The following is a 10,434-nucleotide window of genomic DNA, read 5'->3' as shown; positions in this document are numbered from 1 at the left end:
ATGCGGACCTCCAAGATCGCCATCCTGGTTCCGACATACAACGGTGGCGCCCTGCTGGCGGAGACGGTGGCGTCCGCCGCCGCCGCCGGCCTGCCGCCGGACAGTTATGAGATCGTGGTCTGCGACAACTCCTCCACCGATGGCAGCGTGGACGCCCTGCCTGCCCTGGATGCGCGGGGGGCGCCCATCACCATCCACCTCAACGAGGAAAACCTGGGCCGCGTGGCCAACTGGAACCAGGCGATGCGGGTGGCGGAGGGGATGGGCTTCTGTTTCGCCCTGCTGCTGATGGTGGGGGACACCATCCGGGGCACGGGGCTGATCACGCTGCGCGACTGCATGATGCGGGCCGGCACCTGTCTGGACATCGCCTGCTACCAGGTCACGGATGCGGAGCTGCGGACCCGCCGTGTCGCACCGCCGCATCCATTGGGCGGGCGGCCAGGGTGTGGAGGCGGGTGACTTCCTGGCCCAATCACTGGCCCGGGGGGCCATGCTGTATGGGCCCCTGGGCGCCAACCTGTATTGCATCAGCTGCAAGGCTCACCTGCGCTTCTATCCGCTGGACGACAGCCACATCGACCAATTGGCCACCGCCGTATTCACCCGCGTCGCCAGCGACCGTGTCGTTTATCTGGATCAGCCCATCACCTGCTGGCGTTCTCGGCGCGGGCGCTTCCACGGGACCATGACACCGCACGGCCGCCTGGCCAGCGACGTGCCGGTCATGCAATGGGCCTGCCAGGCGGCGCGGGTGGCGCCTGACTATCGCAAGATCCGCGCCAGCCTGCTGCTGCGCGCCGCCTGGCTCACCCGGGGGAACCTGCGGGACGCCTGGGCCTGGTCCGGTGCCCTGGTCTCTGCGGCCCCGTCCTGGATTTGGCTGCTGCGCCTGCTGCTGCGGCAGGCGCTGTACCGCACACCCTGGCTCATCCGGGCCTGAGGCGATGATGAAACTGAATGGGGCGAGAATGACGTCGGGCAACAGATGGGGCCATCGCGTACTGCTGCTGGCGGCGCTGGCGTCCGGTGTGGCGCCGGGCTTGGCCCGGGCGCAGGGCCTGTCGCAACTGCTGGGCGGCGGCAACGGCGGCGACCTGACGGGCGACCTGCTGCGCACGGTGCAGCAGCGTCTGACCGGCCAGTCCACCGTACCGTCGCTGCAGCCCGAGGTGCAGGTGCAGAACCCGGCCGGGCAGCAGGGGCAGGGACCGCTGCCCTACGGCCCACCCTCCGCCATCGAACGGCTGATGAGCGCCCGCGCCGGCCAGCCCATTCGCCAGTACGGCTATGACGTCTTTGGCCGGGGCGGGCCCGTGATGGTGCGGCAGAGCGGCGCGCTGCAGGATGGCTACATCCTGGGCGAGGGGGATGAGATCGTGCTGACCCTACGGGGCCAGCAGAACGCCAGCTATCGCACCCGCGTGGATCGCGACGGCCGGGTGGTGTTCCCGGGATTGCCGCCCATCGCCGGCGCCGGCCGGCCCTTCGGCGGCTTCCGGGAGGATCTGGAGGATGCGGCCGGCCGCGCCCTGACGGGGACGGAGGTGCTGGTATCCGTTGGCGCCGTGCGCCAGATCGCCGTGCGCGTGACGGGGGAAGTGAACTCCCCCGGCCTGTTCAGCCTGTCCCGCCCTGGCACCGCCATGGACGCGCTCAGCCTCGCGGGGGGCATCAAGACCTCATGATCCATGCTCGACGTGCAGGTGGTGCGGGGCGGGCGCAGCTTCCGCCTGGACCTGTACAGCCTGCTGATGGGCGATGCCCAGGGGCGCGACATACCGCTGGCGGAGGGCGACATGCATCGTTGTGCCCTTGCAGACCAGTTCCGTGGCCGTCATCGGCCAGGTGAAGCGCCCGGCCATCTATGAGTTGCCCCCGTGGCAGCTGGCGGCGCCCCTATCCACGCTGATGGCCATGGCCGGCGGGCCGGAGGTGCGGGGCAGCTACCGCTATTCGGTCCTGCGGACGCGGGAGGACGGCAAGCGCGAGATGGCGCAGGTGGGGGGCGGCACCACCCCCATCCATGACGGCGACGTCGTGTTCGTGACCCCCACCGCCGACGTTTCCCTGGCCAAGGTGGACCTGCGGGGCGGCACGACCCTGAACGGCAGCTATCCCCTGGAAACCGTGCGCAGCTTGCGTGGGCTGCTGACCTCCGCCGACATGTTCGCGCCCACGGTGGGCCGGCCTTTGCCCTACCTGCTGGCCGACGCCGTCATCCGCCTGGACCCGGCCACCCTGCAACGCACGGTCATCCCCTTCTCCGCCTCCGACGTTCTGGAGGGCAAGGCGGATGTGGCGCTGCAATCCAACGACGTCGTCTACATCACCAACGTGGCGGAGATGCGCTACATCGCCCGCAAGGCGGGGGACGTGCAGCGCAACCCGTCGCGCAAGGTGAACGACCACCCCGACCCGCTGGCCCCGCCGCCCGTGCCCGACCCGGCCATGGCCGCCGCCCTGGCCCAGCAGTCGGCCGCCCTGAATGCCAACCCCGCCCTGGCGGCGGACCCGCGCCTGGCCCAGCTGGTGGCCTTGCAGGGCGCGCAAGGTCTGCCGGTTTCGGGTGCCGCGCCCGGTGGGTCTTCGCTGCTGGCCGCCAACCCCGCCTATGCCGCCGCCATGGCCGGGCAGTTGAACCCGCAAGGGCCGGGAACCCAGGACCAGGGACCGCCCAGGCCGGAGGAGGAACGCCTGAACCCCGGCATCGTGGCGCCGCCGGACGTGATCACCAGCCAGGACGGTAGTACCGCCCGCGCGGAGGATGACCAGGACCAGATGACGCCGACGCCCATCGGCCTGCCCGTGGGCGCCGCACCGGGGCAGGCGGTGGCCGGCCAGTCGGCCTACCTGAACCCGGCGCTGGCACAGCGCCCCCGGCGGCCGCCGCTCCGCCTGTTCGCCGGCCTGGACGACGACACCCGCCGCCTGCTGGTCGGCACGCTGGGCAACTACCACGTCACCGTGGTGGGGGAGGTGAACAGCCCCGGTGACTTCCTGGTCATGCCCGGCGCCACGCTGGACAAGCTGGTGCGGGCGGCGGGCGGCCTGACGCCCAAGGTCGACCTGCACGCCTTCGAGGTGACGTCGGCCGACATCGACAACGCGTCCGGCCTGTCGCGCACCGTGCGCCACAGCTACGGGCTGCCCGTCGACCAGTTCGCGCAAGTGACGCTGAAGCCCTTCGACCGGGTCCGCTTCAACCCCGTCTTCTCCGACCGCGACACGGGCGACGTGACTCTGGCGGGGGAGGTCAAGTTCCCCGGCGGGTATGAGATCCTGCGGGGTGAGCATTTGTCGTCCGTGCTGGCGCGGGCCGGCGGCTTCACCAACGCCGCCTATCCGGCGGGCGTGGTCTTCCTGCGCCAGTCGGTGGCCGAAGCCCAGCGCGACACCTTGCAGAAGGAGGCTGACGCCCTGGAACGCCAGATCGTCGCCATCGTGGGCAACGCTGGCAACAAGGCCCAGGTGACGGATGGGGAGATCGCCTACGTCACCCAGATGATCGGCCGGCTGCGCCAGGGCACGGGCCCGGCCAGCGGCCGGGTGGCGGTGCATGTTGATCCCAAGGAGATCGCGGCCCATCCGGAACTGGACCTGGTCATGGAGCCCGGTGACCAGTTGGTCGTGCCGCGCCAGCCCAGCGCCGTGGTGGTGTCGGGCGAGGTCATGGCCCCCGGCGGCATCCAGTTCCGTGGCGACCGCAGCGTGGACGACTACATCGCCATGGCCGGCGGCATGACGGAAATCGCCGACGACGACCATGTCTTCGTGGTGCAGCCCGACGGCTCCGCCATCCAGGTGGACGGCGGCGGCTGGCTGTCCGCCGCTCCCAAGCTGGCGCCCGGCTCCGTCATCGTCGTGCCGCGCAAGCTGCGCCACTTCACCTGGGACAGCATCCTGATGGACATCATCCAGGTCACCAGCCAGCTGGCCATCACCGGCGCCTCGCTGGCGGTGATCTCCAAATAGCGTCTCAAGGGAATAAAGGGCCCCGGGCTTCCGTCCTTGGTTCATGGGGACGGCGCCTGGGGCCCGTCCCGTTCTTCCTCCGCGATGGGATGGCGGATGCCTCGCATATTGGTCGGCAGTGTTTATTTCCAGCATCTGGACCCGGCGCGCTGGGCGGAACGGCAGCCGTTCCCGCCCCTGGGCACGCTCTATGCCGCCGGCACGCTCCAGGCCGGCGGGCATGACGTGCACTTCTTCGACGCGATGATCGCCGGCGCCGTCACCGACTGGAACGCGCGGGTGGCGGCGGTGCGGCCGGACATCGCCGTCCTTTACGACGACAACTTCAACTACCTGTCCAAGATGTGCCTGGCGGCCATGCGGGCGGCGGCGCTGGACATGATCGCCGCCGCCCGGGCCGCCGGCGCCAGGGTGGCCATCTGCAGCGCCGACGCCGCCGACCACCCGGACCTGTACCTCGACGCCGGTGCCGGCGCCGTCATCGTGGGCGAGGGGGAGGCGACCTTGGCCGAGCTGGCGGCCGCCTGGCGCGCGGGCGGGGAAGACTTGTCGGCCATCAGGGGGCTGGCCTGGCGGTCGGCCGGCATCACCGTCCGCACCCCCCGGCGGGAGGTGCTGCGCGACCTGGACGCCTTGCCGCCGCCGGCCTGGGAATTGGTGGATATGGCGGCATACCGCCAGATCTGGCGACGGCACCACGGCGTCTTCGCCCTGAACCTCGTCACCTCGCGGGGCTGTCCCTATTCCTGCAATTGGTGCGCGAAGCCCATCTGGGGCCAGGGCTACGCCGTGCGTGGCGCCCGGGCGGTGGCCGAGGAACTGGCGCGGCTGGTGCGCCTGGCGGCGCCCGACTACATCTGGTTCATGGATGACATCATGGGCCTGAAGCCCCGCTGGTGGCGCGACTTCGCGGCGGCGGTGGAGGAACTGGGCGTCAAGGTGCCGTTCAAATGCCTCAGCCGTGCCGACCTGGTGCTGCGCGACGGTGCCGTGGAGGATCTGAAGCGCGCCGGTTGCGACATCGTCTGGCTGGGGGCGGAGTCCGGCAGCCAGGCCATCCTGGACGCCATGGACAAGGACCTGACGACGGGGGAGATCGCGGAGGCGACCGCCCGCCTGCGGGCCGCTGGCATCCGTGTCGGGCATTTCCTGCAGTTCGGCTATCCCGGCGAAGGCATGGGGGAGATCGCGGAGACCCTGGCGTTGCTGCGCGCCACCCGCCCGGATGAGCTGGGCATCTCCGTCTCCTATCCCCTGCCGGGGACGGTGTTCCATGACCGGGTGCAAAGCCAGCTTCGGGAAAAGCGGCACTGGGACGTGTCGTCCGACATGGCCATGCTGTACCGGGGGCCTTACACTACCGCCTTCTACCGGCACCTGCATGCCTACGTTCACCGTGATTTCCGCCTGCGCCGGGCGGTGGCGCAGTTGCGCGACGCCTTGATGGGGCGGGGGAATGCCGGCGGCCATCTTCGGGCGCTGGCCTTCATCGCCTATTGCGGTGTGGCGATTCCCCTATCCTGGGTCCGGCTGCACCTGCTGCGCCTCATGCCCCACCCGGCGGTCGGCGGCACGGGGGCATCGTGACCGACATCCTGCTGACCCACGGCTATTTCCTGGCGGAGGATCCGGCGGAGCGGGCGGTGATGAAGCCCTATCCGCCGCTGGGCCTGCTTTACATCTCCGCCCACCTGAAGGCCTGCGGCTTCACGGTGGAGATCCTGGACACCACCTTCATGGACATGGGGCAGGCCCTGGCCGCGCTGGCGGCGAAGCGGCCCCCGCTGGTCGGCATCTATGCCAACCTGATGACCCGCGGCAATGCCGTGCGCCTGGCCGGGGCATGCAAGGCCGCCGGCGCCACCGTCATTTTCGGCGGGCCGGAGCCCGCGAACTACGCGGCGGAATACTTGGCCCACGGTGGCGACGTCGTCGTGTCCGGGGAGGGGGAGCTGACCCTGGCCGAGCTGATCCCCCACCTGGCCCGCCATGGCCTGGCTGAACTGGATCGGATCCACGGCATCGCCTATCGCGGTGAGGATGGCGGTGTGCGCCGCACCCCGGCCCGCAAGCAGATCGCCGACCTGGACGCCCAGCCCTTTCCCGACCGGGGCGCCATCGATCTGGAACGCTATCTGCGGACCTGGAAGACGCATCACGGCGTCCGTTCCGTCTCCCTCATCGTGGCGCGGGGCTGCCCCTACACCTGCAACTGGTGCAGCCACTCCGTCTTCGGTCACAGCCACCGCCGCCGCTCCCCCCAGAACGTGGCGGATGAGATCGAGGCCATCCGCGACACCTACGCGCCCGACCAGTTGTGGTTCGCCGACGATGTCTTCACCATCAACCAGAAATGGCTGGAACAGTTCGCCGCCGAAATGAAGCGCCGGGGTTTGCGCTACCCGTTCGAGACCATCACGCGGGAGGATCGCCTGAACGCGCGGGTGGCGGACCTGCTGGCGGAACTGGGCTGTTACCGCATCTGGATCGGGGCGGAAAGCGGGTCGCAGCGCATTCTGGACGCCATGCAGCGCCGCACCAACGCCGCCCGCATGCGCGAGATGATCGCCCTGGTTCAGAGCCGGGGTATCCGCGCCGGCACCTTCATCATGCTGGGCTACGACGGGGAGACGTGGGCCGACATCGATGAGACGGCGCGCCACCTGCGCCTGTCCGCCCCGGACGACGTGCTGACCACCATCAGCTATCCCATCAAGGGCACGCCCTATCACGACACGGTGGCCGACCGCATCGCCGGCGGCGGCGCCTGGCATGAAAGCAGCGATCGCGCCCTGACGGTGGTGGGGCGCAAATCCCGCCGCTTCTACCGCCATGCCCAGCGCTGGCTGGCGGCGGAAAGCCGGCTGGGCCGCCTGGCGGCCAATCCGGACGCCGGCCTGCTGCACCGCGCCAGGGCCCACCTGTCCTCCGCCCGCAGCCGCGTCGCCATGTACGCCACCCGGCATGAGGTGGAACATGGCTGACAGCCTGGCCACCGCCTTCGACGCCTTCACCGAGGACTACGACGCCGGCTTCGCCCACAGCATCCCCGGCCGCTGGCTGCGCCATGCCGTCTGGCGGCAGGTGGCCCCTCATCTCCGGCCGGGCATGCGGGCCCTGGATCTCGGCTGCGGCACGGGGGAGGATGCGTTGTGGCTGGCCCATGCCGGCGCCCGGGTAACGGCGGCCGACGGGTCGCCCGCCATGCTGACGGCCACGGCGGCCAAGGCCGCCCGGCAGGGCGTCGGTGACCGTGTCGCCACTCGCCGTGTCGACCTGAATGCCCTGGCCGACCTGAACGCCCTGGCAGACCTGGGCGGGCCATACGACGTGGTGGTGTCCAACTTCGGCGCGCTGAACTGCGCCATGGACCTGGCGCCCGTGGCCGATGCGCTGCGCGTCGCCGTGGCGCCGGGCGGTGTGGCGGCGCTGGTGGTCATGGGGCGCTTCTGCGCCTGGGAAACCCTGTGGTACGGCGCCCGGCTGAGGCGCACCGCCGCCCGCCGCTGGTCCGGCCGGTCCACCGCCGCCATCGGCGGCACCACCATTCCCATCCGTTACTGGACGCCGGGCGATGTGGCGCGCGCCTTCGCCCCCGCCTTCCAGCCCCTTTCCATCCACCCGGTGGGCCTGTTCCTGCCGCCGTCCGACCTGTTCGCGGGGCTGGAGCGCCGCCCCGGCGCCTTGAGCCGCCTGATGCGGTGGGAAATGCGGGCGGCCGGTTGGCGGGCGCTCAGCACCCTGGCGGACCATCACCTGACCCTGTTGCGGCATGTCTAAGGGAAGCGCCGTTCCATGATCCTATTCTACAACCCCGTCAGCTCCGCCTCGAAGAAGCCGGTCCTGCCCATGTCGCTGCTGGCCGTGGGCGCCATGCTGGAGGGGCGGGAGGAGTATCGCATCATCGACGGCAACCTGGTGCCGGACGGGTTGTCGGCCCTGCGCGACGCCCTGATGGAAACGGGGGCCGACATCCTGTGCGTCACGGTGATGCCGGGGCCGCAGCTGTCCAACGCCGCCCCCATTTGCCGGGCGCTGAAGGCGGAATTCCCCCGCCTGGTCATCATCTGGGGCGGTTATTTCCCCACCCTGCACGGCCAGATCGTGATGCAGGAGGCTTACGTCGATTATATCTTCCGCGGCCATTGCGAACTGGCCTTCGGCGAATTCGTCGCCAAGGTGCGGGCGGGGGAGGATGTGACCGGCCTGCCCGGGCTGGGCTGGCGCGACGCGGCGGGCGTGGTGCACCTGAACCAGAAGCCGCCGGTGCCCGACATCAACGCCCTGCCGGATTTCCCCTATCACCGGGTGGATATGGACGCCTACGTCCGCGCCTCTTTCCTGGGGTCCCGCACCATCGCCCACCACGCCAGCTACGGCTGCCCCTTCCAGTGCAATTTCTGCGCGGTGGTGCACAAGGTGAACGGCCGCTATTCCGCCCAGACGGCGGAGCGGACGGCGGCCGTGGTGGAAAAGCTGGTGCGCGACCATGGCGCCACGGCGGTGGAATTCTACGACAGCAACTTCTTCGTCCATGAGGCCCGCTGTGCGGAGTTCGCGGAGCGCATTACCCACCTGGACATTGGCTGGTGGGGCTTCGGCCGGGCCGACACCATGCTGAAGTTCAGCGACGCCACCTGGGCCAAGATGCGCCGCAGCGGCCTGAAGATGGTGTTCATGGGGGCTGAATCCGGCGACCTGGAAACCCTGAAGCGCATGAACAAGGGCGGCAAGCAGGACGGCAACGCCATCCTGGCGGTGGCGGAGAAGATGCGCCGCCATGATGTGGTGCCGGAAATGTCCTTCATCATCGGCAATCCGCCGGAACCGGAGAAGGACGCGGAAAACACCATACAATTCATACGGATGCTGAAGAAGGTCAATCCGGCGACCGAGGTGGTGTTCTATATCTACAGCCCCGTGCCGGTGGAAGGCGCCATGTTGCAGGAGGCGCAGGCGGCGGGCTTCGAATACCCCAAGGATGTGGCGACCTGGACGGAAGCGAAATGGGAGAAGTTCGCCCAGCACCTGTCGTCCAACCTGCCGTGGATGAACGATCGCATCCGCCGCAAGATCGGCAATTTCCAGCGGGTGCTGCACGCCCGCTATCCCACCATGACCGACACCCGGCTGACCCGCACCGGCCGCTTCGCCCTGCGCACGGTGGCGGCCTGGCGCTACCGGACGGAATTCTATGACTTCCCCATCGAACTGCGCCTGCTGGACAAGGTGTTCCCCTACCAGCGCCCTGAGATCCAGGGGTTCTAGGGCATGCTGGACGGGGCCATAGCGCGCGCCTGGCGGGGCCGGCGCCTGGGGCGGGTGCCGGTGGTGACACTGATGCCGCACAGCCGCTGCAACTGCCGCTGCGTCATGTGTGACATCTGGAAGGCCAACCGCAGCGGCGCCAGCCTGGAACAGGCGGCGGTGGTGCGGCTGGTGGCCGATCTCCGCGCCTTGCGCGTGCGCTGGGTGGTGCTGTCGGGGGGCGAGGCGCTGCTGCATCCCAACCTGTGGGCCTTGTGCGCGGCGTTGAAAGCCCTGCCAGTGAAGATCACCCTGCTCAGCAGCGGCCTGCTGTTGGAACGCCACGCCGCTGACATCGTCACCTGGTGTGATGAGGTCATCGTCTCCCTGGACGGGACGGCGGCGACGCACGATCGCATCCGGGGGATCGCGGGCGCTTATGAGGCCTTGGCCGCCGGCGTCGCCGCCCTGCGCCGGCGGCGCGCGGGCTATCCCGTGGCGGCGCGCTGCGTGGTGCAACGGGGCAATTTCCGCGAGCTGCCCGCCATCGTCGACGCCGCCAAGGGGATCGGCCTGGACGGCATCTCCTTCTTGGGCGCGGACCTTGCCTCCACCGCCTTCAACCGGCCCCAGGGATGGGAGGACGCGCGGGTGGACGAGGTGGGGTTGGCTCCCGCCGAGTGCGACGCGCTGGATGCGGTGATCGACGGCATGGCGGCCAGCCACGCCGCCGATTTCGCCCGCCGCTACATCCAGGAAACCCCCACCCGCCTGCGCCGCATCGGGACGCAGTTCCGCGCGGCACACGGGCTGGGGCCGACCCCGCCGGTGCGCTGCAACGCGCCCTGGGTCTCCACGGTGGTGGAAGCCGACGGCACGGTGCGGCCCTGCTTCTTCCACGACCCCATCGGCAACCTGCGTGACGGCGGCCTGGCGGACGTCCTCAACGGGCCGGCGGCGCGCGCTTTCCGCGCCAGCCTGGACATGGACGCCGATCCGGTCTGCCGGCGCTGCGTCTGCACCCTCAAGCTATGAGCATCGTGATGAGTCATCCCCAGCCGGCCCCGCCACCGCCGCCCGTCTCCGCCGCCACCCGCCTGCTGTGGACGCCATGGACGGCGGCCAAGCGCGCCGTGCTGCGCCGGCGCCTGGGCCGGGCGGTGTTCGAGAAGATCCGGGGGCGGTCCTTCGTCGTTTGGCCGGGGGTGTTCA

The 10,434-nt window shown here is 70.0% G+C and carries 10 protein-coding genes; all 10 read left to right on the top strand.

The window, feature by feature from the left end; all coding sequences use genetic code 11:
• Positions 1-462 (top strand): glycosyltransferase family 2 protein (locus I55_RS14735; RefSeq protein WP_044561344.1); only part of this gene is annotated, 462 nt, incomplete at its 5' end.
• Positions 410-943 (top strand): hypothetical protein, encoded by a 534-nt coding sequence (locus tag I55_RS14730; RefSeq protein WP_148293744.1) that lies wholly within the window; start codon positions 410-412, stop codon positions 941-943. The genes I55_RS14735 and I55_RS14730, both read left to right, overlap by 53 nt.
• 28 nt (positions 944-971) lie before the next feature.
• Positions 972-1,688 carry a polysaccharide biosynthesis/export family protein gene (locus I55_RS14725; RefSeq protein WP_044561342.1) on the top strand — a complete coding sequence of 239 codons (717 nt, stop codon included), beginning with the start codon at positions 972-974 and terminating at the stop codon, positions 1,686-1,688.
• 3 nt (positions 1,689-1,691) lie between these two features.
• Positions 1,692-1,871, top strand: a complete 180-nt coding sequence (locus tag I55_RS37075) for a hypothetical protein (protein WP_159107200.1) — start codon at positions 1,692-1,694, stop codon at positions 1,869-1,871.
• A complete protein-coding gene (locus tag I55_RS14720) occupies positions 1,816-3,975 on the top strand; it encodes an SLBB domain-containing protein (protein ID WP_044561341.1) in 2,160 nt (719 codons plus the stop codon). The genes I55_RS37075 and I55_RS14720 overlap by 56 nt, the downstream gene beginning before the upstream one ends.
• A 96-nt stretch (positions 3,976-4,071) precedes the next feature.
• Positions 4,072-5,562 (top strand): B12-binding domain-containing radical SAM protein, encoded by a 1,491-nt coding sequence (locus I55_RS14715; protein ID WP_044561340.1) that lies wholly within the window; start codon positions 4,072-4,074, stop codon positions 5,560-5,562.
• The gene (locus tag I55_RS14710; protein ID WP_044561339.1) at positions 5,559-6,959 is read left to right on the top strand and encodes a B12-binding domain-containing radical SAM protein; all 1,401 of its coding nucleotides are present in this window, start codon (positions 5,559-5,561) and stop codon (positions 6,957-6,959) included. Before I55_RS14715 ends, I55_RS14710 begins: the two co-directional genes overlap by 4 nt.
• Entirely contained in the window at positions 6,952-7,755 is an 804-nt protein-coding gene (locus I55_RS33105) for a class I SAM-dependent methyltransferase (protein WP_049974142.1), read from the top strand. Before I55_RS14710 ends, I55_RS33105 begins: the two co-directional genes overlap by 8 nt.
• A 15-nt stretch (positions 7,756-7,770) precedes the next feature.
• Positions 7,771-9,243 carry a B12-binding domain-containing radical SAM protein gene (locus tag I55_RS14700; protein ID WP_044561338.1) on the top strand — a complete coding sequence of 491 codons (1,473 nt, stop codon included), beginning with the start codon at positions 7,771-7,773 and terminating at the stop codon, positions 9,241-9,243.
• A 3-nt stretch (positions 9,244-9,246) separates the two neighbouring features.
• The gene (locus I55_RS14695; protein ID WP_049974141.1) at positions 9,247-10,257 is read left to right on the top strand and encodes a radical SAM protein; all 1,011 of its coding nucleotides are present in this window, start codon (positions 9,247-9,249) and stop codon (positions 10,255-10,257) included.
• Positions 10,258-10,434: the final 177 nt, after the last annotated feature.

Source organism: Azospirillum sp. B4 (assembly GCF_000333275.1).
Classification (GTDB): domain Bacteria; phylum Pseudomonadota; class Alphaproteobacteria; order Azospirillales; family Azospirillaceae; genus Nitrospirillum.
The sequence above is the reverse complement of the archived record's forward strand: the minus strand, read 5'-3'. Positions and strand labels throughout refer to the sequence as shown.

Excerpts from the sequence above, each read along its gene's own strand:
- I55_RS14695 (WP_049974141.1), top strand. The coding sequence starts at position 9,247 with ATGCTGGACGGGGCCATAGCGCGCGCCTGGCGGGGCCGGCGCCTGGGG.
- I55_RS33105 (WP_049974142.1), top strand. The coding sequence starts at position 6,952 with ATGGCTGACAGCCTGGCCACCGCCTTCGACGCCTTCACCGAGGACTAC.
- I55_RS14725 (WP_044561342.1), top strand. The coding sequence starts at position 972 with ATGACGTCGGGCAACAGATGGGGCCATCGCGTACTGCTGCTGGCGGCG.
- I55_RS14700 (WP_044561338.1), top strand. The coding sequence starts at position 7,771 with ATGATCCTATTCTACAACCCCGTCAGCTCCGCCTCGAAGAAGCCGGTC.
- I55_RS14715 (WP_044561340.1), top strand. The coding sequence starts at position 4,072 with ATGCCTCGCATATTGGTCGGCAGTGTTTATTTCCAGCATCTGGACCCG.
- I55_RS37075 (WP_159107200.1), top strand. The coding sequence starts at position 1,692 with ATGCTCGACGTGCAGGTGGTGCGGGGCGGGCGCAGCTTCCGCCTGGAC.